Below are 23,702 nucleotides of genomic sequence, written 5' to 3' on the forward strand. Positions count from 1 at the left end.
CAACAAAAATGAAGTCACGCCCCAGAAAGAACGATCAAAAGGCAGGCCGGAAAAACCCACCACTGGCCAAACCACAACCCCAAAACCAACGAGGCAAAAAAGAGGCCATGGCAACCAAACAAAAAAATTTGGCATCAACAAACTTGGCACACTATCGAGTTATCAAACAACCGTTCGTAGAAACAGAAGAAGAGGTTTTCAACTTCCCATTTCTCAGGATTTCCACGATAGTCACTCGATGTTCACCTCGTCAAATCAGATCTTCACCTGATTTTCAGAAGCGAATTCGAACCCAACGTGGAAGAGAACCGGATTCGTAGCTTAGCAGATGATCTCTCTGCGTTGCAAATTCTGTTCTCGATGCTGTCTCTTCTTGGCCGCTCGTTCAGCGGGCTTGGTCTCTGACAGCAATGAATACTTTACACACACCTCGTGCAAAAAACAAAATCGGCGGAACCGTCGGGTTCTACCGCATGATTCCGCCGATTTTAGGCTGATAGCGACGGTGTGCGCGAAAACTATTTTCTGTGACCCCGCTCTCGCGTTGGGGCTAGTCAGCTGGTTCTTTCGCCCTAGAGCGCGCTGAGGTCCACGAAGGCTAGATTCTTCTTGCCTCGACGCACGAAGAGGTACTTCCCATGCAGGGCCTTTTCGGCCCCAAACTGCTCTTCGGGGTCGGGAATTTTCTCGTTATTGACGGAGGCGCCACCATCGCTGACGGTTCGCCGTGCCGAGGACCTGGATTTTTCCAGGCCTGTAGCAACGAGCAAGTCAACTATGGTGAGCGCGGAAGAGTCCAGGGCTCCTGGCTCCGGCTGTGGTAGTTCGGCACCTGCCGCAGCTAAGGTCTGCTCGTCAATTTGAGCCAATTCGCCGCGGCCGAAGAGCGCAGCCGAAGCGTCAATGACCTGTCGGGTTTGTTCTTCGCCGTGCACCAGACTAGTCACCAACCATGCCAAAATTTTCTGGGCCTCACGCAAATGTGGTTGCTCTTTGACCTTCGTCTCATAGTCTGCAATCTGATCCCGGGTGAGGAACGTGAAGACTTTCAACCGGTCGATCACGTCTGCATCGGCGGTATTGAGCCAGAACTGGTAGAAGGTGTAGGGCGAACACATCTCAGGATCGAGCCAGATCGCATTGCCTTCAGATTTACCGAATTTGGTGCCGTCCGCGTTGGTGATCAACGGAGTCCCGAAGGCGTGGACATGTTGACCTTCAACTTTGCGGACCAACTCGGTTCCGGAGGTGAGGTTTCCCCACTGGTCAGAACCACCGGTTTGTAGCACGCAACCGTAACGACGGTAGAGCTCCAGAAAGTCGTAGCCCTGCAAGATCTGGTAGGAGAACTCGGTGTAGGAGATGCCTTCTTCAGATTCGAGTCTGTTGGCTACGATCTCTTTTTTGATCATGGTTCCCACGCGGAAGAACTTACCAATATCGCGTAAGAAATCCAGGGCCGAAAGCTGCCCGGTCCAGTCCAGGTTGTTCACCATGGTGGCGGCATTGTCTCCGGCGTCGAACTCCAGATAGTTCGACACCTGGTCTTGCAGAGAATTGACCCACTCGGCCACGAGGGTCTTATCGTTCAGAGTCCGTTCTGTGGTTTGTCGCGGGTCTCCGATCAGGCCGGTGAATCCTCCGACCAGCGCCAGGGGTTTGTGTCCCGCCAGCTGCAGTCGGCGCATCACCAGCAGTTGAACCAGGTGCCCAAGATGAAGCGACGCTGCTGTCGGGTCGAAGCCACAATAGTAGGTGATGGGTTCTCCAGCAAGCACCTTTTCCAGCGCTTGTTCATCGGTACTGACATGTGCCAGTCCTCGCCACTTCAGCTCCTGCCAAATATTGTCAAAGGACGGATCATTGGCTTGTGGCACGGAAATTTCACCTGGAGTAGTCACACACCACAACATACCAGTTTCTATCTGGACTCTGGTGCATCTTCCCCACAGTCAGTGCTTGGAGTAGTTAGGCTCAGGCTGTTTCAACGGCGTGACAGTGTTGTTCCAATGGTGCGGGAAGCTCCTCGGGATCGTCGGTGGTGATCATCCGTAGAATTTGGGTGGCTCGGGTCATGGCCACGTAGAGGTCACCGATCGAGCCCTCGGCTTCGGCCACAATCTGTTGGGGCTCGACGATCACCACGGCGTCGTATTCGAGTCCCTTGGATTCATAGGCTGTCACCAGGACCAGATCCCGGTCGTGACGGAGTCCTTGTCCCCACCAGATGCGCTCAGGAAAGGCCGACGACAAGTTCTGACCGGTCGTGTCAATGAGTGCGTCGGGCACCACGACGGCGATCAGTGCCGCGGGCAGGTCGGTGGCCAACCGATTAATCACCTCATGCAGATGCCTGTCTCGATCACCGACACCAACAACATCAATACGTGGACGGTCCTCACCGGCGCGAAGCGCTTTCGGAGTGGAGATGTTCGCCCCGTGACGGGTGGCAACTTCGGCGGCCAAGTCGGCAATGGTGGCCGGTGTTCGGTAGTTCACGCTCAGTTCCATCTCGCGGGTCACCTGATCCGCGAAGGGCTCCAGACGTTGCCGCCACGTGGTGGTGTCGGCGTTGGAGGACTGCGCAATATCGCCAACGATGGTGAAAGACTTGATCGGGCATCGGCGGAACAGCACCCGCCACTGCATCGGGGTCAATTCTTGACCTTCATCCACAATGACGTGCCCGTAGGTCCAGCCCCGATCGGTGATAGCGTGCTCAGCAGCGCTACGCCGGACGTGCTGAGGTCCTTGTGACCGGGCCAGGGCCTCGGCAGTCACGACACCATCGACTCCGAGGTCTTCCAGGCTCTGGTGCACATTCTCCAACGTTGCTTCAGCATTGGCGAGGTCACGTTCGTACTGACGTTGCTCGGCGCGCTGTACCGCGCGGGTAGTGGCGTCCACCGCCCCGAGCAGTTCAGCCAGTTCATCCAAGAGTGGCACATCAGAGACCGTAAAAGGCGCGTGGGGCTCACGGAGCAACGCCAGTAGCTCGTGGTTGTCGAGCATATAAGCCGCATCGACGAGTAGGCGCGGGGTGGACAGTAACTCGTCGAGAACTTTTTCTGGGCTCAACGGCATCCAACACATGTTCAGGATGCGCCGCACATCCACAGACTGGCGGATTTCGGTGGGCACATAGGACCGGTCGGCCTCGTTCTTGCCTGCGGACCCGGCGGCAAGTTCGGCGATCATCTGATCGCTCAGAGCGTCGACGACCTCGTTGACGAAGACTTCTCGGGCTTGGTTGTGGGCCAGTCCGGAATGGCGTGCTTTCTTCAGCGCAGCGTCGACGACCTGGGGTGTCAGGGTCAGCGTAATGGTTTCAACCTTCAACTCACGCGGGGTAGTGATCCGGCGTTGCCGGGCCTGGACCGCGTGGCGCATCACGTCAGCCATCACCGCACGTCCTTTGATGCGAGCCACGTCCCGAGAGGTTTCGGCAACGGCTTTAAGCCCGGGATACAGCTCCGCCAGAGAACTCATCACCACACCGTTTTCGCCCAGGGAAGGTAACACCTGGTCAATGTAATTCATGAACGCTTCCGAGGGGCCCACCAATAGGACGCCGGAGGACTCCAAGCGTTGCCGGTGGGTGTACAGCAAATACGCAGCCCGGTGCAGAGCCACGGCCGTCTTGCCGGTCCCGGGGCCTCCCTGAACCACCAAGACGCCGGACAGTGGGGACCGGATGATCTCATCTTGTTCAGCTTGAATGGTCGCCACAATAACGCCCATGCGCCCGGTGCGCCGGGCGGTGACCGCACTCAGCAATGCCGAGGAACGATACTGGATATCTTCATCGACCAGATCTGCATCAAGCACGTCATCATCAAAGCCCACGACCCGTCGGCGTGACATCAACAGGTGACGGCGTCGTTGAACCGTCCCACGGTTCTGCGCGGTGGCCTGGTAGAACGCAGCTGATTCCGGGGCGCGCCAGTCGATCAGTAGCCTGGAGTGATCCGCCGAGCTCAGACCGATCCGTCCGATATAGCGTGGGTCCTCGTTCTCGGTGTCAAGCCGGCCGAATACCAGGCGATCTTCGACGGCGTCGAGTTGAGCGATCCGGTCCTCGTACTGGGTGGCAAAGGCATCACGCTCGGATTGGTTTTGCAAGGATCCTTGCGCGCCGGATTTACGCACCCGGGCTAGTTGTTCCCGCTTTTCAGCGCGTAGCTGGTCAAGCCGAGCGTAGAGCTGCTCAACATAGCGTTGTTCCCGGGCGAGTTCATCCCGGTAGGTTTCAGGAAGGTGATCGTGGGCGTCGGAGCAGGACTGATCAACGTGCATATGTCACCTGTTTCACCGGCACTGGACTACAGCAGGCCGGTGGGGTTGGAGTCGATGAAGTCACGGACACGATGTAATTGTGCTTTGAATTCTTCCAGCTGTTGAGCCACCGCCTCCGGGGCGGTTCCGCCCTGGGCGTTGCGGGCGCTGAGGGAACCGTGGGTCGTCAACACCTCCCGCACTGCGGGAGTGAGGTGTACGGAGACGGAGGCAAACTCCTCATCGGTGAGATCCCAGAGTTCCACTCCGCGTCGTTCGGCGATTTTGACGGCTTCGCCAGACAACTCGTGAGCAACCCGGAACGGTACGCCCCGTCGGACCAGCCATTCGGCGATATCGGTGGCCAGCGCGAAACCTTCCGGGGCCAGTTCGGCCATCTTCTCGGTATTGAATTCCAAGGTAGCAATCATGCCAGAGACCGCCGGCAACAAGATTTCCAGGTTGTCCACGGCGTCAAAGACGGGCTCTTTATCTTCCTGCAGGTCCCGGTTGTAGGCCAACGGCAGACCTTTGAGCGTGGTCAACAGGCCGGTGAGATCACCAATGAACCGTCCGGATTTACCCCGGGCGAGTTCAGCGACGTCGGGGTTCTTCTTCTGTGGCATGATGGACGAGCCGGTCGAGAAAGTATCAGCTAAGGTGGCGAAATTGGCTTCTTTCGTCGCCCAGAAGATCACTTCTTCGGAGATTCGGGAGAGGTCGATGCCGATCATGGCCACGATCCAGAGGAATTCAGCGAAAATATCCCGAGCAGCGGTACCATCAATGGAATTGAACACCGCGGAATCAAATCCCAACTCTGTGGCAACCCTATTGGGGTCCAATCCCAGGGTCGACCCGGCCAGTGCGCCGGAGCCATAGGGCGATACCGCGGCGCGAACATCCCAGTCTTGCAGACGTTGCAGATCGCGTAGCATCGCCCAGGCGTGGGCCAAAAGGTGGTGGGACAGCAACACCGGTTGGGCGTGCTGCAGGTGAGTACGCCCCGGCATGGGCGCGTAGGGGTGGGACTCTGCCTGATCAACCAATGCTTGCACGACCGTCTGTAACCGGCCACCGATGATGCGGGCATGATCACGTAGGTACATTCTGCCCATGGTCGCAATTTGGTCGTTGCGCGACCGACCGGCTCGCAGTTTTCCACCCAGTTCTTCGCCGGCGCGTTCTAACAGTCCACGTTCCAGGGCACCATGAACGTCTTCATCAGTCTCGGCTGGCTGAAATTTTTCAGAAAGCACATCGGCTTCCAGCGTGTCCAGGGCCTCGAGCATCCCGGCAAGTTCGTCCTCGGTGAGCAACCCGCTACGGTACAACACGCGGGCGTGGGCACGCGAACCGGCGATATCGTAGCGGGCCAGTCGCCAGTCGAAGTCGGTGGATTTACTCAGCGCTGCCACGGCTTGGTTGGGGCCACCGGAGAATCGCCCTCCCCACAGCGACCCTTGATTGGTGCCGTGGCGCGGTGCGGGTTGGCCTGGAGATGTGGAGGAACCGCTCATGCGTGTGTGTTGTCCCCTCAGAACTGTGTCGGATGAATCAAAAAGTTACCACCTCCACTTTAGCGACTTTGTGGTCTGAAAAAACACGCTGGGAGAGATCATCGGTCTACGGGCGACTTCAAGCCACCGGCAGGGTGTTCTAGAGTGGGACCATGGCTGATTCTGCAACACCGACCCCGGAACATTCCGGTCCCGAACCCCAGTTGAGTGACGAGCAGATCGAGTTTCTGCATACGCTGTTCGATGCGGCTCGCGAGGGGAAAGTCCAGATGCTGTCTTCGGCGATTGATCAAGGGATCCCGGTCAATCTCGCCAATGCCAATGGTGATACGTTCCTGATTCTGGCGACCTACCGCAACCAGCCCGAGGTGGTCAGCGCCCTGCTGGAACGCGGTGCGGATGTCAACGCCACGAATCAGCGGGGTCAGTCCGCACTGACCTGCGCGGTATTCCTGCAGGACAAAGGCCTGGTCCAACAACTACTCGAGGCCGGTGCGGACCCTGAGCTGGGTGCCCAGTCAGCACGAGCCACCGTAGAGTTCATGGACCTGCCCGCTATGAAGGACGTGCTGGACCAGCACCAACGCTAGCCCTCGGAGCGCCCGCTATTCGCCGAGCTGGCCACCGGCCATATTCAAGAACATCGTGGCAAGTCGATGACCGGTCGTAGTTTCACGGGCGATCACGAGAATCGCATCATCGCCGGCAATGGTACCTAGCACCTCGTCCAGACGCGCCTGGTCAATGCAGGAGGCCAAAAATTGTGCGGCTCCTGGCGGGGTGCGGACCACCACTAAGTTCCCGGAGGCCTCGGCGGAGACCAACAGTTCCCGACAGAGCCCAGCCAGCCGAGCCAGCGCTTTGGCCCGAGGGCCACTCAACGGTGTCTGCTCGAGATCACCGGTCTGCGCGTTCTGCGAACGCTGCTGCGCATCGGCGTGAGGCCCCAGGTCCGGAACCACATACACCAGTCCTCCCCCGGCGTCCCGGGCCCGGGAGGCGCCGAGTTCGACCAGATCACGGGAGAGCGTGCCCTGGGTGACCTCCACTCCCTGTTGGGCGAGCATGGCCCGCAATTGAGCCTGGGAACTGACCGGATAGTCGGCCAACAGAGACCGGATGTGGGCCTGCCGGGCCGTCTTAGTACCCGGCGTGTTGGGGTTACTGCGCGGTGTGCTAGCGCGTCTGTCCATGAGACTGACCTAAACGTTTCTGCCCAGTCGCTGAGCCGATCGGTGCGCTTCCGGAAGGGACACATCTGCAGGAATCTCAGCCCGCCCCGAGGCATAGAGTAACCAGGCCACCAGAGCTTTCTGAGCGTGTAGCCGATTTTCGGCTTCATCAAAGACCACCGACTGAGGCCCATCGATCACCTCGGCTGCTACTTCTACACCGCGGTAGGCCGGCAGACAGTGCAGGAAGATCGCATCGTGAGCGGCCTGAGCCATGGCTGCCTGATCGACCGTGTAGTCGCTGAAGACGCTCAGGCGCTGTGCTTTCTCTTCCTCGTGGCCCATGGAGATCCAGGTATCGGTAATTACCACGTCGGCACCGTGCAACGCCTCTGCAGGGTCGTGAGTGACAGTCACCGACCCGCCGGTGAGATTAGCTCGTTGCTGAGCTGCCTGCACGATCTCGGTGCGGGGAACATATCCTTTGGGACCGGCGACCCGAACGTGCATGCCTGCGGTCGCTGCGCCGAGCAGGTAGGAGTTCGCCATATTGTTGGCGGCATCCCCCAAGTAGGCCATAGTCAGCCCACGGGCACGACCTTTGTGCTCGATCACCGTTTGCAGGTCCGCCAGGATTTGGCAGGGGTGGTAATCATCGGTCAGAGCGTTGACGACCGGTATATGAGAGTACTCGGCCAGTTCCTCCAGCCCGGCCTGAGCATAGGTGCGCCAGATGACCACCGACACCATACGTTCAAACACGCGAGCAGAATCAGCGATGGTTTCTTTATGCCCCAACTGGGACTCGCCCGGGTTGATCACTAGCGGGTGACCGCCCAATTCGGCGATCCCGGCGGCAAAAGAGATCCGAGTACGGGTTGAGGTTTTATCAAACATCACAATCCCGGTCTGGGGGCCGGACAACGGGCGGTGACGATACGGTTCGGCCTTGATCTGCTGAGCGAGCTGGAGAACTTCGGCTTGTTCTTCGGGACTCAGATCGGTGTCGATCAGAAAGTGACGCACCCCGGCACCTGCTTCCTGCGTGGTGGCGGTGGTCGGTGTTGTACTCATCATGTCTCTTTTCTTGTCTCCTGCGGTAACGCCGTAGCGGTCTACCGGGTGTGATTCTGGCTGGCTGTCGCGACAAGCGCGGGGAGCCGCTGGTAGAACGAGTCCAGCTGCTCGTCAGTGACCACCAAGCTGGGAGCCAACCGCAACGTGGTTGGCGAGGTGGCGTTGATGAGAAAACCTGCCTCGGCGGCAGCCGTGACGACTCGAGCCGCCAGGTGCGGTGTGTTGAGGTCGTCCCGGGCGGGGCGTGGCTGGTCGGCTGGCTGGTCGGGTATCGACACATCGATCCCGGCCCAGGCGCCGTAGACTCGCACAGTCTCGATCCCCTCGATCTCGGTGAGATGTGTGGCCATGGAGCGCCCGATGGCCTGGGCCCGCTCCAGCAAGTTCTCCTCTTCCAGGGTGTGCAGGACCTCCAGGGCTACCGCACAAGCTAGCGGGTTGCCACCGAAGGTGGTGCCGTGTTGACCGGCGCTCAGTGCCATCGAGGTGGCCTTGTTCAGACACACCGTCGCCCCGATGGGGAATCCTCCGCCCAGAGATTTGGCCAAGGTCATCACATCGGGCACCACAGGACGTTTTTGCCCAGTCACGGCCGGATTTTGATAAGCGAACCAGGTTCCGGTGCGTCCAGACCCGGACTGCACCTCGTCGAAGATCAATAGCGCGCCATGCCGATCGCAGAGGTCGCGCACCGCAGCAAGGTATCCGGCCGGGTACCCGTGGACGCCGGATTCGCCTTGAACCGGTTCGATCAACACCGCAGCCACCGTCTCATCGACAGCGGCTACCATCTGGTCGAGATCGCCGGCAGGCACTCGGGTGATCGCCGGTAGTAGCGGCTCGAAAGGATCCCGGTAGGCCTGCCTAGCCGTGACACTCACCGCCCCTAGGGTACGACCGTGGAAGGCCTGCTCCACGCAGATGATGCGGGTCTTGTGCTCGCTGAGCTGTTTGCCGTAGGCGCGAGCAATTTTCAGGGCGGCTTCATTTGCTTCAGAACCGGAGTTCGAGAAGAACACGGACCCGTCGGGCGCCTGGGCTAACTCGAGGAGTTTTTCGGCCAGCTGAACCTGAGCCGGTGAGGTAAACAGGTTGGAGATGTGGCCCAAAGTTGCCGCTTGCGCCGACAGGGCGGCCAGGATCCGCGGATGGGCGTGACCGAGAATGTTCACGGCAATTCCGCCGAGCAGATCCAGGTATTCTGCACCGTCTGCATCCCAGACGGTTGCCCCACGACCACGCACCAGCACCCGTTGCGGGGTGCCAAAAACTCCGGTGACAGTCTGCTGATAACGCTGCAAGTAGTCCCGTTGCATGGAGTCGGGATGAGTGGAATCCAGGTCCGTCATCAGTGGCCTCCTGTGGTGTTGAGGGCAAGAACTTCTGGGTGGTCGTCGGGAAGTACCTGGGTGCCGACTCCAGCGGAGGTGAAGATCTCCAACAGCATCGAGTGTTCTTCCCGACCGTCTACGATGTGAGCCTGGGGAACTCCGGCTTCGACGGCTTCGACACAGGCGCTCATCTTCGGGATCATGCCCGATTCCAGCGTGGGGAGCAACTCCTTCAGAGCGCTGACTCCGATGGTGGACACCAGGGAGTCGCGATCTGGCCAGTTGCTATAAAGCCCTTCCACATCCGTGAGAATCAATAGCTTAGAGGCTCCCAAGGCTACCGCGACAGCGGTGGCTACGGTATCGGCATTGATGTTGAGGACCTGGCCGGTAGGCTCTCCGTTGTCGTCGAACTCGGGCGCGACCGAGGAGATCACTGGGATATGTCCGGAGTCAATGATGGTCTGGATCGCTTCCGGAGCAACGTGGTCGATCTCCCCGACCAGTCCCAGATCGGCTGATTCGCCCGCGATTTTTACCTTCCGACGGCGAGCCCGGAAGATCGCGGCGTCTTCACCGGACAAGCCCATGGCGTAGGGGCCACGAGAATTCAGCAAGCCCACCAGATCTCGGCCCACCTGACCGGTCAGCACCATACGCACGACCTGCATGGATTCCTCGGTGGTGACCCGCAATCCTCCTCGGAATTCGGAATCAATCTGCAGCCGGTCCAGCATCGCGTTGATTTGGGGGCCACCACCGTGGACCACCACTGGATGGATGCCGGCGTGGTGCAAGAAGGTAATGTCTTCAGCGAAAGCCTGCCGAAGGGATTCCGACACCATCGCATTGCCACCGTATTTGACCACCACAGTGGTTCCAGAAAAACCCCGAATCCAGGGTAAGGCTTCAATAAGCACCTGGGATTTTTGAGCAGCAATCCGGCGGTCGTGGCGATGGGCTTGCACATCTTCGGTCACGAGAAGGGACCTTTCGTCATCAGTCATGGGGCAGCAAAAAAATACATGAAGGCTGGAATGCTAACGGGATTCAGGACGAGTATTCGGCGTTGACCGCAACATAGTCGTAGGTCAGATCGTTAGTCCAGATAGTAGCGGTGTGTTCACCGGCGTGGAGGTCAATGATCACCTGTGCCTCCCGTGGGGAGAGATCGACCAAAGAGCGGTCCTCGCCCATGCCCCCGGCCCGGCAAACCTGGACGCCATTGATGGTGACATCAATCTGATCGGGATCGTAATCACCGTCGACGGTACCCACCGCCGAGATCACGCGACCCCAGTTCGGGTCCTGGCCGTAGATGGCAGTCTTGAATAGGTTGGAGCGAGTCACGGCCCGGGCGATTGTCTCAGCTTCGGCTTCGGTGCTGGAGTTGACGACGGTGACGGCAATATCGTGCTGGGCACCTTCGGCATCCGCGATAATCTGGCGAGCTAATAGGGCGCAGACCTCGTTGAGCCCGGCCTGGAACTCTGCTGGATCGGGTCTGACCCCGCTGGCGGAGTTGGCCAGCAATAACACGGTGTCGTTGGTCGACATACACCCGTCCGAATCGGCACGGTTAAAGCTGAGAGCCACTGCCTGTTGCAACATGCTCTGTAATTGGCCGGCCTCGAGCTGGGCATCGGTGGTAATCACCGCCAGCATCGTGGCCATCCCGGGCGCAATCATTCCAGCCCCTTTAGCCATGCCACCGATGTGGTATCCGGTGGTAGTCGTGGCCACCGCAGTCTTGGAGCGCGTATCGGTGGTCATGATGGCTTCGGCGGCATCATCGCCTCCCGCAACACTCGCGCTGTCCAGTGCCACGTCAAGACCGTCCACGAGTTCCCGGATCTTCAGCCGTTCGCCGATGAGCCCGGTCGAGCACACCTGAATTCGGTCGGCAACTGTGTCCAACAACTCAGCGGCTCGTTGCGCGGTGTCAGAGGCGTCTTGGTCGCCAATCTTTCCAGTGCAGGCATTAGCACCACCGGAGTTGAGCACCACCGCATCGGCCTGATACCCACTGGATTTCAGCGCCTCTAGGGACCACTTCACCGGAGCGGCTTTGACCTTATTGGAGGTAAAAACTCCAGCCGCCTGCTGATCGGGTCCGTCGTTGATGATAACGGCCAGGTCTTTTGCCCCGGATTCTTTAATACCGCTGGCAACACCGGCGGCCCGGAACCCTTTGGCTTGTGTTACGCTCACGGGGAAACTCCTGTCTGGGTCAGTCCACGGGACTCCTCAAGTCCCAGGGCAATATTCATCGATTGAATTGCACCACCGCCAGTGCCTTTGGTGAGGTTATCGATCGCACAACTGACAATCACGCGCTGGGCGTGCTCATCAACAGCCAGTTGCATCACCACATGATTCGAACCCACCACCATAGCGGTAGCTGGCCACTGTCCTTCGGGCAACACATGCACGAACGCTTCGTCAGCATAAGCCTGTTCCCACGCCTGCCGGACCGAGGTCGCCGAGACTCCGGGCCGGAGCCGAGCGGTAGCGGTGGTCAGGATCCCGCGGGCCATGGGCGCCAGGGTCGGGGTGAAGGACACCTGCACCGGTTCACCGGCTACCCAGGTCAATCCTTGCTCAATTTCTGGAGTATGCCGGTGCACGCCGCCCACTCCATAGGGGCTCATCGACCCCATCACTTCCGAACCCAGCAAATGAGGTTTCAGCGATTTCCCGGCCCCGGACGTGCCGGAGGCAGCCACGATGACCACATCGGTGGTTTCCAACAGTCCAGCACTGAACCCGGGGCTCAGGGCCAGCAAATTCGAGGTCGGATAGCAACCGGGTACGGCAATCCGCCGAGTTCCCCGTAGCATCTCGCGTTGACTCGGTAGTTCTGGCAGACCATAGGGCCAGTGTCCGGCGTAATCGGTTCCGTAGAATTTCTCCCAGCTTTGTTCAGATGTCAGGCGGTGATCAGCGCCGGCATCGATGACCAGGGTGTTCTCTGGTAGCTGGGCTGCAATCTCGCCCGAGGCGCCATGTGGCAGTGCCAGGAACACCACATCGTGACCAGATAAAACCTCGGCCGTGGTCTCTTCCAAGACCCGATCAGCTAAGGGAATCAAGTGGGGTTGGAGTTCGCCGAGTCGCTGTCCCGCGTTGGAATGGGCGGTGATGGCTCCAATGGTCACTTCGGGATGATTGACTAGCAGGCGCAACACTTCGCCACCGGCGTATCCGGAGGCACCCGAAACGGCTACAGAAATACTCATAGGGGCCAGCCTACGTCACCACCACCCGATTATGCACTCTGTGACATATTTATGCATTCAGTACGTGTCATGTCTTTTGTGACTGATTTCTCAGAAGCTGTGGATTAGCGTAGTGACTATGGAACATTTTGAGATCCCCACCACCCACCACGCCGCTATCGTCTCCGATGCCGGTGGCGTGGAAAACTTCTCATGGTCTGAAACCTCTGTCCCCGCCCCCGGCCCCGAAGAAGTCCTGATCACCACGGCCGCTGTGGGGCTCAACTTCATTGAGACCTATCAACGTTCCGGCGTGTACTCGGTGGACTACCCCTTTATCCCGGGCACCGAAGGCGCCGGGACCGTGGTGGCTCTCGGAGAGGACGTCACCGACGTGACCCTCGGGCAGCGGGTGGCTACCGCCGCAGGTCGGGGCACCTATGCCGAGCACTTTGTGGCCCCTGCTTCCCAGTTATTACCCGTGCCCGATGCGATGGATTTGGTCACCGCAGCTGCATTACCTCTGCAGGGCTTGACCGCTCATTATCTCGCTCGTTCGACATTCCCCGTTGCCCCCGGTGATGCGGTTCTCATCCATGCTGGCGCTGGTGGCGTGGGGTTGTTACTCACCCAGTTGTGTGTGCATTGGGGCGCTACCGTTTACACCACTGCCTCCACCGATGCAAAGAGGCAACTGTCCCGCCAAGCTGGAGCAGAGCACTGTTTCGACTACGAGAATTTCGCAGAAGAGATTGCTGAAGTTACCGGTGGTCGAGGTGTCGATGTCGTCTATGACGGTGTCGGAGCCTCCACCTTCGACGGCTCTTTGGAGGCGCTGAAGGTTCGTGGCATGATGGTGCTCTTCGGTGGAGCTTCGGGGCAAGTACCGCCCTTTGACCTGCAACGGCTGAACTCCGCCGGCGGGCTGTACATCACGCGTCCAGCCCTGAGCCACTACACCGCCACAGCCGAGGAAACTGCCTCACGAGCCCGCGAACTCTTCGATGGACTCGAGCAGGGCTGGTTGACCTTGCGAATCGACCAAACCGTGCCACTGTCCGAGGTGGGACGCGCACATACCGCTTTGGAGTCTCGTCAGACGACGGGCAAGACCGTGTTGACGGTGTAGTCTCTCATCACCGCGGGGCTCACCGCGTCCCGGGGGCGTCGGCCCGTGAGCCGATCTGGCTGATTTAGACGAACAGCCCCGAAATCGTGGCGTAGAGTAGCCCGGCGATGACGACCAGCGCGATCACGCCGACGGCAATCCGTTGGATCTGACCCCGTTTGCGGTCCTCGTCGCTGGGCGGTACCTCACGTTCGAGTTCCCACGGGTCTGGGTCGCTCATCGTAGGTGCGCTCCTAACTCTTGTTCCGCGCGAGCCACGGCAGCCAACCGCACTTCAGAGGCTTCATCATTGGTGAGTGTTTTGTGGTGGTCCCGGAAACGCAAATTGAAGGCCAGGGACTTCTTGCCGTGCTCCACTCCGGCGCCACGGTAGACGTCGAAGAGGGCGATCTCTTCCAAGAGCTCACCGGCGGCCTCCTCCAACACACGCTTCACCTGGGCAGCCGGCATGGCTTCATCCACCACCAACGCCACGTCTTGAGTGACCGCAGGATAGGGGCTGACTGCACGGGCTTCCACTACCTCGGGGACCTCATCGAGCAACCGATCCAGGTCCAGTTCCACTGCCGCGACACGTTCTGGCAGGTGTTGTTGCTGGACGTATTTGGGGAGCAACTCGCCGGCATAACCGAGCACGGATCCACTGGCGGTGACCAATTCAGCGCAACGGCCGGGATGGAAGGCCTGATGGGCGCCCTGACGAACCTCTAACGTCACACCGACGGCATCGGCGATGTTTAGGGCTGTACCGATGGCGTCTTCCCAGTCGTAGGGGGTCGGTTCGAAGCCCGGTCCGGGTGTTGCCGCGTGACCGGCGAACACCGCAGCCACGTAGTGAGGTTGGTGGGGCACGCTGTTGACGATGCGTTCCAATACCTCGGGTGCGGGATGGACACCGACGCCGGGAATCTCCGACACAGGGTCCGAGGAGGCCTCCGGGTGGAACACCAAGCCGGTTTCAAACAGCGCCACGTCTTTGAAACCGCGAGATATGTTGCGGTGCAGGGTGGTTACCAAACCGGGCAACATCGAAGTGCGTAACCATCCCAGCTCGGCAGATAGGGGATTGGCCAGATGTACCATCTGTTGTTGGGCACCGGCCTGCTCGTCGGTGGAACCAAAGAACCGGTTGTCCGACTCAGCCACGAAGGGATACGACAGGACTTCCACAAGTCCCGAGGCCGCCAGGGTCTCCGATACGTTGCGACGCAACCGCTGGCGCGGGGTGAAACCACGCCCGGCCGGTGCTACGGGCAACCGTGATGGGATCTTGTCGTAGCCAACTAGGCGAGCAATTTCTTCCGTCAGGTCTTCGGCAATGGTCAGATCAAACCGCCAGGATGGGACGGTGACCCGGTAGGTGGCGCCAGACTGATCATCGGTCTGCTGGGTAACCTGGCACCCAATCTGTTCCAACACCTCGTCAATCTGCTCGGTGGTGAACTCGTACCCGATGCGTTGGGTTGGGAAATCAGCTGCCATCTCAACGACGGTCGGTTCGGGACGTTCGCCGATATCGGTGACACCCTCATCAGCAACACCACCGGCCAGTTCCACGAGGAGCTGGACGGCGCGTTCGGCGGCTTCGTCGCAAATCTCCCAGTCCACACCGCGCTCGTTGCGACGCGAGGCTTCTGAGGGGAGCTTGTGGCGACGCTTGGTCCGGGCGACAGAAACCTGATCGAAATGGGCAGACTCGATCACAATGTCGGTGGTTTGTTCGGTCACTTCGGTGGCCAAACCACCCATCACGCCGGCCAGCCCGATCGGACCGGAGTCGTCAGCGATCAACAGGTCTTCGGGATCCAGTGTGCGGCTCTTGCCGTCGAGGGTTTCGAGCGTTTCTCCGGACGCGGCACGCCGGACGCGCAGAGCGCCGTTCAGCCGGTCACGATCGTAAAAGTGCAGGGGCTGTCCCATCTCCAGCATGACATAGTTGGAAATGTCCACCGGCAACGACAGCGAACGAATGCCAGCCAGTCGCAGTCGTTGTGCCATCCACACCGGAGTCGCACCGGTAGTATCCACGCCAGTTACGGTGCGGGTCACAAAACGGGTTGCTCCCGGGTTGCCGTGGATCGGTGCCTGATCATCCAGCACGGCCGGATACCCGGAATCGTTGGGCACAGGAGGGTGCACGGATTCTGCCGGGTCGATACTCGTGGTCCCGGTGGCGTGACCGTACTCGCGAGCGACACCACGCAGGGAAAGAACGTAGGACCGGTCAGCGGTGACGTTAATTTCGGCGGCTTCGTCGTCGAGGCCTAGTAGCTCGATCACATCGGTACCGGGCTCTGGGTCCAACCCCCAGTCCCCCAGCACGATGATTCCCTCATGGCCTTCGCCCAGACCGAGTTCTTTCTCGGAGGCGATCATGCCGGCTGAGATATGACCGTAGGTTTTCCGCGCGGAGATGCGGAAATCACCGGGAAGGACGGCTCCCGGCAGGGTGACGACAACTTTGTCTCCGGGCTCGAAATTGTGTGCTCCGCAGATCACGCCCTGGACGCCATCGGGTGCGATGCCCTCGCCTTCCAGAGTTTGGCTGGCTCCGTCAGGCACGACCTGGACGTGACACCAGTTGACGGTTTTGCCGTTGGAATGTTCTTCCGGGGTTTTGTCCAAGACCTTGCCGACCACAATCGGTCCGGACAGCTCATCGAGGGGACGGTGCACGTCTTCCTCTTCGAGTCCAACGCTGACCAGATCGGCCATGAGATCTTCGGCAGTAGCGCCAGCGGGAAGCTGGGTGAATTCACGAAGCCAAGACAGTGGAATCCGCATACCTTAGATCTCCAATCCAAACTGTTGAGAAAAGCGAATGTCGCCTTCAATCATGTCGTGCATGTCGGCAACATCATTCCGAAACATCAGGGTGCGTTCCACACCCATGCCGAAGGCGAATCCGGAATATTCATCAGGGTCGACACCAGCTGCCCGCAAGACGTTGGGGTGCACCATGCCACAACCACCCCACTCAATCCACTGTGGGCCTCCCTTGGCACCGGGGTGCCAGATGTCCATTTCCGCACTGGGCTCGGTGAAGGGGAAGTAGTTGGGGCGCAACCGGATGGCTGCCTCGTCACCAAACATGACGCGGGCGAAGTATTCCAGGGTGCCACGCAGGTCTGCCATGGTCAGCCCGCTGTCCACGGCCAGTCCTTCGAACTGATGGAAAACCGGCGTGTGCGTGGCGTCTAGCTCATCGGTGCGGAAGGTTTTGCCGGGGCACAGCACATAGGTGGGAGCTCCGCGTTCGATGAGTGCCCGGACCTGAACCGGAGAGGTATGAGTCCGCAACAGCAAGTGATCTTCGGGAGGATCAATAAAGAAAGTGTCTTGCATTTCCCGGGCTGGGTGGTCCGGTAAGAAGTTCAGCGCGTCAAAGTTGAACCACTCGGATTCCACTTCGGGACCTTCGGCGATTTCCCATCCCATCCCGACAAAGATGTCGCAGACTCGATCTTGGAGCACGTTGAGCGGGTGGCGGGCTCCCAGGCGACGACGACGCACCGCGGTGGTGACATCTACGGTTTCTTCCAGCAACACCTGCTGTTCATGGTCAGCTTCGAGCACTTCGGTACGTGCAGCCAACGCCTTATTAACCTGAGCTCGAGCTTGCCCCATGCGCTTGCCGGCGGCTGCTTTCTCAGATTTGTCCAAGCTACCGATCTGCTTATTGGCCAGCGTAAGCGGAGATTTTTCTCCGGTGTGAGCAAGACGAGCTACTTTGAGCTCGTCGAGTGATCCCGCTGCTTCGAAGGCTTCGAGAGCTTCAGCCACAGCACGGTCGACCGCATCTTGGTCGGCCGGCGAGATCAGCTGGTCATCGTTAGCTGATGAACGATCTGTCATGGGCACACGCCTTCACCTAGATTCGACTGTTACGGATGGGTCTTCGACCCTCATCTAGTTTAGGGGCTTTTGCTACTCCCTCGGCACACCGAGAAGGTCTCGGTCTCGGAATGGTCTGGTTAAACACTGATCCGGAGTCGAGGCGCCACGGCGAGTCGACTCCGGATCAGCCATGCAGGATATTGTCTAACTGCGGTTAGAAACTGCCGGGAGCTCCAGGGATATCGAGAATTTCATCCGCATCAGGAGCAGTGATCTCCTCCACTTCGCCATAGGCGGAGAAGTCCATGGTGGTTTCCCCGCCCTCAGCCTGAGATTCACCACGAATCACTTGGTTATCGGTGTTGAAGTACAGGTCGATCGGTTCCCCCTCGGTATCTTCACCGGAGTACTTATAGGCCTCTTCCCCATCAAGTTCGGCCTCTTCGACGGCCACGTCCTCGTCAGGCATACTTTCCAAAGTCTCCCGGAAGTCCTCGGTAAAGGCAGAGAAATCTTGTTCATCAACCGTTCCGGTATCGATCCACTTCGAGGTATCCAGAGTGGAGGCGACCATGCCGGTGCTATCGAAGTAGTTCCAGAAGTTATCGTCACCCTTGATGTAGGTCGAGTTGTCGACGACCAGCATCTCAACGGTGAAGCCATGTTCCTCGGACTTCAGCTCACCTCGCATGTCACCGGTTTCCGAGAAACCTTCAAAGTACCCGGTTACGTCTCCAAAGCCGAAGTCGAGCTCTTCTGAGCTTGTCCCCTCAACGTCAACACGCGCGGATTCGGCATTTTGGAAATGCTCCACCGCATCCGCTTTAACCTCGGACACCGATGGCGGTCCGCCACAAGCGGTCAACGACAAACTGGCAACAGCGATCAGGCCCAGGCTCAAGCTGGCGCGTTTCTTTGCGAGTGTGTTCATACTTGAAATAGTACAGTGAACCATCCAGCTTTCCAACAGTTAAGGACCGTTGCTCTCAGGAATAGGATTTATCAGGAAATAATATCGGCAAAGATTTGCTGCCACAATGGAGCATTGTGTGTTTTAAAAATCCCCATATGATCGATGCGCTCTTGTCCTAAATCCTGTGGATGATAATGGTGATGTTCCAGGTCAGCCCGGGAATACCAGCTCATCAACGACAGGCTGGCCGGTAAGGGCATCGTGCGGTCATCGGCGAAGGTGATAAAGGTAAGTGGTCCGGTATAGCCCGCAAATTTTTTGGCCAGTTCCGGATATTCGGTCAGCATGTAGCGAGGCATAGTGCACCACCTCCCCCACTGTCTCATCACCTGCGGTGGGATATCACCGAGGATGCCCAACTTCTTTCCCGGGAAGTAGCCGACAGTTCGCACGGCGACCGGAGCCAAGAGATACCACATCACCGGCGGCAACAGTACTCCGGCACCATAGTGCTGCCAGTATTTCCAATATCCGGTTCCGGCCGAGACGATGGTGGCAGCTTCTAGATGCTCGTGTCGGGCAAAGGCGAGCATTTGTCCACCAAGGCTGTGGCCAAGCCATCGCACCGGAACTGTCTCGTGCTCGGCGACGTAATCAACAACTGCTCCGGGGTCCTGGGCCCAGGTGAGAAAATCCGCGGTGACATCTTTCAACGGCCCACGGGAAGAGCCTCCATACCCCTGGTGATCGTACAAGTAGGCCACAAGCCCGTGGGTCGTCAGCCACCGGGCGAAGCGCCGATAGAACCTGGCCTGGACCGCGATGGCCGGGGAAATGATCACTGCGGCACGAGGCTGCGACCCATCCGGGTTGCTGAAACGAGTCACCACCAACGGTTCGCCGTTATCTTTGGTAATGGTGACTTCTTCTTCGATGGCGTGTTCGGGAATAACGTTCGTCATGGGGTGTCCTCCCCCGAGTACTCTTTCGATGGTCTGCGCTCAGTGGATTGAGTACGACGTGGTCTATGACATGGACTACACCGCTATCCTAGAGCTCCCGAGGAAGATGATCAGGGGGAGTCACAGATAAATCTTCTCGGGTAGATTACAGATCATGTTTCGCGCGACGTTCAATCTGCTTAACCTCTCGACGGTGCTGGGCTTGATTGTGGCGGTTATTGCCGGGACCACACTTCTGCCCGGTCCCGATCGGTTAATGCTGGCGATGAACTATCGGTGGCCATGGCCTTCCGGCGGGTGTATCACCCTGGGCAACCTGGTGCTGGTCCGTCCCGGAGTGCGGCTCTCATCCGCACTTCTGACCCATGAATCACGCCATGCGACGCAGTGGGCGTTATGCCTAGGTTTGCCCTTCCTACCGCTCTACGGGCTGGCGGTGTTGTGGTCACTGTACCGTTATGGGGACACAGCTAATGGCAATATTTTTGAACGCGCCGCCGGCCTTACCGATGGCGGTTACCGACGACGCGCTCCGGTGCGGCCCTGAGCCTCGAGCCCTGGCTCAATCCTGTGCCGGCTTAGGCGCTGACGCGCAGAATCAGGGCGTCGCCCTGACCACCGCCACCACACAAACCGGCCGCACCCACGCCACCGCCACGGCGGCCCAGTTCCAAAGCCAGGGTGAGCACCAGGCGTGCGCCGGACATTCCGACCGGGTGCCCCAAGGCGATGGCCCCACCGTTGACGTTGACGATCTTCTCGCTGACGCCGAGTTGTCGCGCAGAGACGAGCCCCACCGCGGCGAAAGCCTCATTAATTTCCACCAGGTCAAGGTTTTCGGTTGTCAGACCTTCCTTGGCACATGCTTTCGAGATGGCGTTGGCGGGTTGTGCCTGCAACGATGAATCGGGGCCGGCCACCATACCGTGAGCGCCAACTTCAGCAATCCACTGCAGACCGAGACTTTCGGCCTTCTGCTGAGACATCACCACCAAGGCGGCGGCCCCGTCAGAGATCTGTGAGGCAGTGCCGGCGGTAATGGAGCCGTCCTTGCCGAATGCCGGGGGTAGCTTGCTCAGCGACTCCGGGGTAGTCTCGGGGCGAATGCCCTCGTCCTGGGAAACCACCATTGGCTCCCCCTTTCGCTGGGGTACCTGAACGCTGATGATTTCGTCATCGAAGATCCCGTTCTGCTGGGCGGCGGCAGCCCGTTGGTGCGAGGTAGCGGCGAAACGGTCTTGATCCTGACGGGACACTTCGAATTCTCCGAGGTTGCAGGAGTCAGTCAGTGCTCCCATGGCCTGTTCGGTGGCCTGGTCATACAGCGCATCGTAAGCCATCGAATCCACCAGTGCTGTATCGCCGAATTTGACTCCGGTCCGGGACTTGGGCAACAGATGCGGGGCCAAGGACATCGACTCCATGCCACCGGCCACGACGACCTCTGCTTCACCGGCGCGGATCAGCTGATCAGCGGTTGCCACAGCATTGAGCCCCGACAAGCAGACCTTGTTGATGGTGATCGAAGGAACGGATGGGGGAATCCCAGCAGCGATGGCAGCTCCGCGGGCCGGGTTCTGTCCGGCGCCTGCCTGAATGACCTGTCCCATGATGACGTAGTCGACGCTAGTGGGGTCTACGCCACCCTTTTCTAGTGCGCCACGGATAGCCACGGCGCCCAGCTGATGAGCCGGAATGCTGGACAACGAGCCCAGCAGACGCCCCATCGGGGTGCGGGCACCTGAAATAATCACCGAACTAGTCATGCGGGATCTTCTCCTCAGATTCGTGCAGTCTGCGTGTTGAACGTCCGTCTAACAGTTCGTATCTTAGCGAACCTGAGACCCTGCTCACAGCACGGCACGAGAATCATCAACCTGGTGATCAGCCAGGAGTTGTTTGGCTTGTTCCCGCATCTCGATCTTGCGCACTTTCCCCGTCACCGTGGTGGGGAATTCCTTCACCAGGTGAACGTACCGGGGGATTTTGTAGCTGGAGAGATGAGGGACACAGAATTCGCGCAATTGCGTGGCGGTCAACGGTTCGGCATCTTCGCGAAGTTGAACCCAGGCCATCAATTCTTCACCATATTTCTCATCGGGCACACCAATGACTTGAGCGTCCAAAATATCGGGGTGCGTGTAAAGAAATTCTTCAATCTCCCGTGGATAAATGTTCTCACCGCCACGAATCACCATGTCTTTGAGCCGACCGGTTACTTTGACGTAGCCGTGTTCATCCATTCGCCCCAGGTCACCGGTCCGCATCCATCCTTGGTCATCCAGCACCTCAGCGGTTTTTTCAGGCTGATTCCAGTACCCCTGCATCACCAAGTAACCTTTGGTGCAGACTTCGCCATCCTGGTTAACCGGCAACGTTTTTCCGGTGGCCGGGTCGATAATCTTGGTTTCGACGTGAGGGCCGGGGCGACCGACAGTAGACACGCGCCGGTCCACCGTATCGTCAGGCCGGGTTTGGGTCGAGACCGGGGATGTCTCGGTCATGCCGTAGCAAATGGAGATTTCTTCCATATGCATCTGTCCCATGATTTTGCGCATTACTTCTTCGGGACAGGGCGATCCGGCAATGAGTCCGGTCCGCAGGCTGGAGAGATCAAATTCTGAGAACCCCGCCAGCGCCAGCTCGGCGATGAACATGGTCGGCACCCCGTAGAGGGCAGTGCACCGTTCTTGTTCAACCGCTCGCAACACGGCTACAGGATCAAAAGACATGCCTGGGATAACCATTGTCGCCCCGTGGGTGGTGCAGTTGAGATTGCCCATCACCATTCCGAAACAGTGATAGAACGGCACCGGAATGCACACCCGGTCGTGCTCGGTGTAGTTGATGGTTTCGCCCACAAAGTAGCCGTTATTGAGGATATTACGGTGCGTGAGGGTGGCCCCTTTCGGAAAGCCAGTAGTTCCCGAGGTGTATTGGATATTAATCGGGTCGTCGGGGCCGAGCCCAGACTGAACCGCGGCCAGCAGTTCCTCGTCGGCCACGGTGTCGTAGACCTGAGCCCAGGACTCAGTGGTCATGATGATCTTGACCTGGAAGTCTCCCAGCTCTTCTTCGGCCCGGTTCAGCATCGCGGGGTAGTTGCTCTTCGGCAACGCTTCGGAGGAAATCACCGAGGTGATGCCGGCTTGCTGGACGACGTAGTTGAGTTCGTGCTGGCGATAGGAGGGATTAATGTTGACCAGAATCGCCCCGATCTCTGCGGTGGCGTACTGGGTCATGGTCCATTCCCAGCGGTTAGTTCCCCAAATCCCGACTCGTTCTCCGGGACGAATTCCCGCACGGTACAACCCGGTGGCGAGACCACGGACGGCGGTGTGGAATTCTGCGTAGGTCCAGCGTTTACCCTGCACTACATCGACGAGAGCTTCACGATCGGGAAATCTTTCGACGGTGTCCTTCAGGTTGTCAAAAATAGTGGTTTCCAACTGCGCGACATCGCGGGGGCCAATAGCATGAGACAGCGTCAGCAACTCGGTCATCGGGGGCTCCTGATCATCCTGGATCTGGCGACCAGATCGGTGTTCTAATGACGCCAAGGTACCAGCATGTGTCATAAATCACAATAACAGCTCCTTGGGAGAGGCGACTGCCCCACATGAGCCGATTCATGCGCCATCACGGCCAACAGGTGCGCCAGTCGCTGGTCAGCTCGCTGAGCCCGGTAGCCGCCAGTGAGCGAGTGCGCCGTGGAGTTAATCAGCCCAAAAATCCCGTAGACCCGCGTGCGAATCTCCTTGGTCGTATCAGCGGGGTGTAACTGAGCCAGAGCCTGCGACCAGATGCGAACATACTCTCGCTGTGTCCGACGAACCTGTTGTCGATCCTCATTGGCCAACTGCGCCATTTCTTGGTCTTGAATCCGAATCACCTCCGGCGCATCCAAAGCGAAGCGCACATGAAAACTAATGAGCTCATCCAGCTGGGGCGTCGGATCCGGATAATGACTTTGAATCCACCGGCCACCTTCCAACAGGGTTCGACTCACATCGACCAACACTTGGCCCAACAGATGTTGCTTGGAATCGAAGTGACGATAGATCGCCTGAGCTGTCACACCGACTTCGGCCCCCACGTCAGCCAGGGACACTTGCGCATACCCATGAGCTGCGAATAATCGCGCCGCGGCATCTAGCAGCGACTGTCGCCGGCGGGCTTTATCTTGGGCTCGACGGGTTCGTTGCCCCTGAATTTCAGTGGTCATCGTGACTCCTATACGGGACTTTCTCACTGCAGAGATCCGCCAT

21 protein-coding genes are annotated in these 23,702 nt (G+C 58.9%); 4 read left to right on the top strand and 17 right to left on the bottom strand.

Annotated elements, in window-relative coordinates:
- A partial coding sequence (locus tag DCC24_RS12330; protein ID WP_233492042.1) for a hypothetical protein occupies positions 1-271 on the top strand: 271 nt, incomplete at its 5' end.
- Positions 272-572: 301 nt separating this feature from the next.
- Here DCC24_RS12330 and tyrS read toward each other — a convergent pair.
- The 3 genes from tyrS to argH form a co-directional block, all read right to left on the bottom strand.
- Positions 573-1,901, bottom strand: coding sequence for a tyrosine--tRNA ligase (tyrS, locus tag DCC24_RS08660; protein WP_233492043.1), 1,329 nt, complete (start codon positions 1,899-1,901; stop codon positions 573-575).
- A 73-nt stretch (positions 1,902-1,974) separates the two neighbouring features.
- Entirely contained in the window at positions 1,975-4,296 is a 2,322-nt protein-coding gene (locus DCC24_RS08665; RefSeq protein WP_110099533.1) for a UvrD-helicase domain-containing protein, read from the bottom strand.
- Between the two features lie 26 nt (positions 4,297-4,322).
- Positions 4,323-5,795: an argininosuccinate lyase gene (gene argH / locus DCC24_RS08670; RefSeq protein WP_110099534.1), complete on the bottom strand. Its 1,473-nt coding sequence runs from the start codon at positions 5,793-5,795 to the stop codon at positions 4,323-4,325.
- A 152-nt stretch (positions 5,796-5,947) separates the two neighbouring features.
- Between argH and DCC24_RS08675 the strand changes: the two genes are divergently transcribed.
- A complete protein-coding gene (locus tag DCC24_RS08675; RefSeq protein ID WP_110099535.1) occupies positions 5,948-6,385 on the top strand; it encodes an ankyrin repeat domain-containing protein in 438 nt (145 codons plus the stop codon).
- Between the two features lie 15 nt (positions 6,386-6,400).
- Here DCC24_RS08675 and DCC24_RS08680 read toward each other — a convergent pair whose 3' ends face one another.
- Genes DCC24_RS08680 through argC form a run of 6 tightly spaced genes read right to left on the bottom strand, consistent with a single transcriptional unit; the run spans position 6,401 to position 12,614 of the window.
- Entirely contained in the window at positions 6,401-6,988 is a 588-nt protein-coding gene (locus DCC24_RS08680; RefSeq protein ID WP_110099536.1) for an arginine repressor, read from the bottom strand.
- A 9-nt stretch (positions 6,989-6,997) separates the two neighbouring features.
- Complete coding sequence (gene argF, locus DCC24_RS08685) at positions 6,998-8,044, bottom strand: ornithine carbamoyltransferase (RefSeq protein WP_233492044.1); 1,047 nt, start codon at positions 8,042-8,044, stop codon at positions 6,998-7,000.
- Positions 8,045-8,082: 38 nt separating this feature from the next.
- Positions 8,083-9,393 (bottom strand): acetylornithine transaminase, encoded by a 1,311-nt coding sequence (locus DCC24_RS08690; RefSeq protein ID WP_110099537.1) that lies wholly within the window; start codon positions 9,391-9,393, stop codon positions 8,083-8,085.
- Entirely contained in the window at positions 9,393-10,382 is a 990-nt protein-coding gene (gene argB, locus DCC24_RS08695; RefSeq protein ID WP_110099538.1) for an acetylglutamate kinase, read from the bottom strand. Before argB ends, DCC24_RS08690 begins: the two co-directional genes overlap by 1 nt.
- 43 nt (positions 10,383-10,425) lie before the next feature.
- Positions 10,426-11,586 carry a bifunctional glutamate N-acetyltransferase/amino-acid acetyltransferase ArgJ gene (gene argJ / locus DCC24_RS08700; protein ID WP_110099539.1) on the bottom strand — a complete coding sequence of 387 codons (1,161 nt, stop codon included), beginning with the start codon at positions 11,584-11,586 and terminating at the stop codon, positions 10,426-10,428.
- Positions 11,583-12,614 (bottom strand): N-acetyl-gamma-glutamyl-phosphate reductase, encoded by a 1,032-nt coding sequence (gene argC, locus DCC24_RS08705; protein WP_110099540.1) that lies wholly within the window; start codon positions 12,612-12,614, stop codon positions 11,583-11,585. Before argC ends, argJ begins: the two co-directional genes overlap by 4 nt.
- Positions 12,615-12,732: 118 nt before the next feature.
- Here argC and DCC24_RS08710 point away from each other — a divergent pair, with 118 nt between their 5' ends.
- Positions 12,733-13,722 (top strand): quinone oxidoreductase, encoded by a 990-nt coding sequence (locus tag DCC24_RS08710; protein WP_110099541.1) that lies wholly within the window; start codon positions 12,733-12,735, stop codon positions 13,720-13,722.
- A 64-nt stretch (positions 13,723-13,786) separates the two neighbouring features.
- Here DCC24_RS08710 and DCC24_RS12080 read toward each other — a convergent pair whose 3' ends face one another.
- From DCC24_RS12080 to DCC24_RS08730, 5 genes are all read right to left on the bottom strand, one after another.
- Positions 13,787-13,942: a hypothetical protein gene (locus DCC24_RS12080; RefSeq protein ID WP_158278436.1), complete on the bottom strand. Its 156-nt coding sequence runs from the start codon at positions 13,940-13,942 to the stop codon at positions 13,787-13,789.
- Positions 13,939-16,506, bottom strand: a complete 2,568-nt coding sequence (gene pheT / locus DCC24_RS08715; RefSeq protein ID WP_110099542.1) for a phenylalanine--tRNA ligase subunit beta — start codon at positions 16,504-16,506, stop codon at positions 13,939-13,941. The genes DCC24_RS12080 and pheT overlap by 4 nt, the downstream gene beginning before the upstream one ends.
- Before the next feature lie 3 nt (positions 16,507-16,509).
- The gene (gene pheS, locus DCC24_RS08720; RefSeq protein WP_110099543.1) at positions 16,510-17,577 is read right to left on the bottom strand and encodes a phenylalanine--tRNA ligase subunit alpha; all 1,068 of its coding nucleotides are present in this window, start codon (positions 17,575-17,577) and stop codon (positions 16,510-16,512) included.
- Positions 17,578-17,773: 196 nt separating this feature from the next.
- Positions 17,774-18,490, bottom strand: a complete 717-nt coding sequence (locus DCC24_RS08725; protein ID WP_110099544.1) for a hypothetical protein — start codon at positions 18,488-18,490, stop codon at positions 17,774-17,776.
- A 71-nt stretch (positions 18,491-18,561) separates the two neighbouring features.
- Positions 18,562-19,434, bottom strand: coding sequence for a serine aminopeptidase domain-containing protein (locus DCC24_RS08730; RefSeq protein WP_110099545.1), 873 nt, complete (start codon positions 19,432-19,434; stop codon positions 18,562-18,564).
- Positions 19,435-19,588: 154 nt separating this feature from the next.
- On the opposite strand from DCC24_RS08730, the gene DCC24_RS08735 reads away from it, so the two are divergent.
- Positions 19,589-19,981 carry a hypothetical protein gene (locus tag DCC24_RS08735; RefSeq protein WP_110099546.1) on the top strand — a complete coding sequence of 131 codons (393 nt, stop codon included), beginning with the start codon at positions 19,589-19,591 and terminating at the stop codon, positions 19,979-19,981.
- A 31-nt stretch (positions 19,982-20,012) separates the two neighbouring features.
- Here DCC24_RS08735 and DCC24_RS08740 read toward each other — a convergent pair whose 3' ends face one another.
- The 3 genes from DCC24_RS08740 to DCC24_RS08750 form a co-directional block, all read right to left on the bottom strand.
- A complete protein-coding gene (locus tag DCC24_RS08740) occupies positions 20,013-21,200 on the bottom strand; it encodes an acetyl-CoA C-acetyltransferase (protein ID WP_110099547.1) in 1,188 nt (395 codons plus the stop codon).
- 84 nt (positions 21,201-21,284) lie between these two features.
- The gene (locus DCC24_RS08745) at positions 21,285-22,937 is read right to left on the bottom strand and encodes an AMP-binding protein (protein ID WP_110099586.1); all 1,653 of its coding nucleotides are present in this window, start codon (positions 22,935-22,937) and stop codon (positions 21,285-21,287) included.
- 71 nt (positions 22,938-23,008) lie between these two features.
- On the bottom strand, positions 23,009-23,659 hold the full coding sequence (locus DCC24_RS08750; protein WP_110099548.1) for a TetR/AcrR family transcriptional regulator: 651 nt from the start codon (positions 23,657-23,659) through the stop codon (positions 23,009-23,011).
- Positions 23,660-23,702: the final 43 nt, after the last annotated feature.

The sequence above is a fragment of the Auritidibacter sp. NML100628 genome (genome assembly GCF_003185985.1).
Lineage (GTDB): Bacteria > Actinomycetota > Actinomycetes > Actinomycetales > Micrococcaceae > Auritidibacter > Auritidibacter ignavus.

What these genes read in the sequence shown, in the direction of transcription:
- DCC24_RS08680 (WP_110099536.1), bottom strand. Translation starts at nt 6,988, where the DNA reads ATGGACAGACGCGCTAGCACACCGCGCAGTAACCCCAACACGCCGGGT.
- DCC24_RS08735 (WP_110099546.1), top strand. Translation starts at nt 19,589, where the DNA reads ATGTTTCGCGCGACGTTCAATCTGCTTAACCTCTCGACGGTGCTGGGC.
- DCC24_RS08750 (WP_110099548.1), bottom strand. Translation starts at nt 23,659, where the DNA reads ATGACCACTGAAATTCAGGGGCAACGAACCCGTCGAGCCCAAGATAAA.
- DCC24_RS08725 (WP_110099544.1), bottom strand. Translation starts at nt 18,490, where the DNA reads ATGAACACACTCGCAAAGAAACGCGCCAGCTTGAGCCTGGGCCTGATC.
- DCC24_RS08740 (WP_110099547.1), bottom strand. Translation starts at nt 21,200, where the DNA reads ATGACTAGTTCGGTGATTATTTCAGGTGCCCGCACCCCGATGGGGCGT.
- DCC24_RS08710 (WP_110099541.1), top strand. Translation starts at nt 12,733, where the DNA reads ATGGAACATTTTGAGATCCCCACCACCCACCACGCCGCTATCGTCTCC.
- argH (WP_110099534.1), bottom strand. Translation starts at nt 5,795, where the DNA reads ATGAGCGGTTCCTCCACATCTCCAGGCCAACCCGCACCGCGCCACGGC.
- argF (WP_233492044.1), bottom strand. Translation starts at nt 8,044, where the DNA reads ATGATGAGTACAACACCGACCACCGCCACCACGCAGGAAGCAGGTGCC.
- DCC24_RS08745 (WP_110099586.1), bottom strand. Translation starts at nt 22,937, where the DNA reads ATGACCGAGTTGCTGACGCTGTCTCATGCTATTGGCCCCCGCGATGTC.
- argB (WP_110099538.1), bottom strand. Translation starts at nt 10,382, where the DNA reads ATGACTGATGACGAAAGGTCCCTTCTCGTGACCGAAGATGTGCAAGCC.
- pheT (WP_110099542.1), bottom strand. Translation starts at nt 16,506, where the DNA reads ATGCGGATTCCACTGTCTTGGCTTCGTGAATTCACCCAGCTTCCCGCT.
- DCC24_RS08690 (WP_110099537.1), bottom strand. Translation starts at nt 9,393, where the DNA reads ATGACGGACCTGGATTCCACTCATCCCGACTCCATGCAACGGGACTAC.
- DCC24_RS08730 (WP_110099545.1), bottom strand. Translation starts at nt 19,434, where the DNA reads ATGACGAACGTTATTCCCGAACACGCCATCGAAGAAGAAGTCACCATT.
- pheS (WP_110099543.1), bottom strand. Translation starts at nt 17,577, where the DNA reads ATGACAGATCGTTCATCAGCTAACGATGACCAGCTGATCTCGCCGGCC.
- argC (WP_110099540.1), bottom strand. Translation starts at nt 12,614, where the DNA reads ATGAGTATTTCTGTAGCCGTTTCGGGTGCCTCCGGATACGCCGGTGGC.
- DCC24_RS08665 (WP_110099533.1), bottom strand. Translation starts at nt 4,296, where the DNA reads ATGCACGTTGATCAGTCCTGCTCCGACGCCCACGATCACCTTCCTGAA.
- DCC24_RS12080 (WP_158278436.1), bottom strand. Translation starts at nt 13,942, where the DNA reads ATGAGCGACCCAGACCCGTGGGAACTCGAACGTGAGGTACCGCCCAGC.
- DCC24_RS08675 (WP_110099535.1), top strand. Translation starts at nt 5,948, where the DNA reads ATGGCTGATTCTGCAACACCGACCCCGGAACATTCCGGTCCCGAACCC.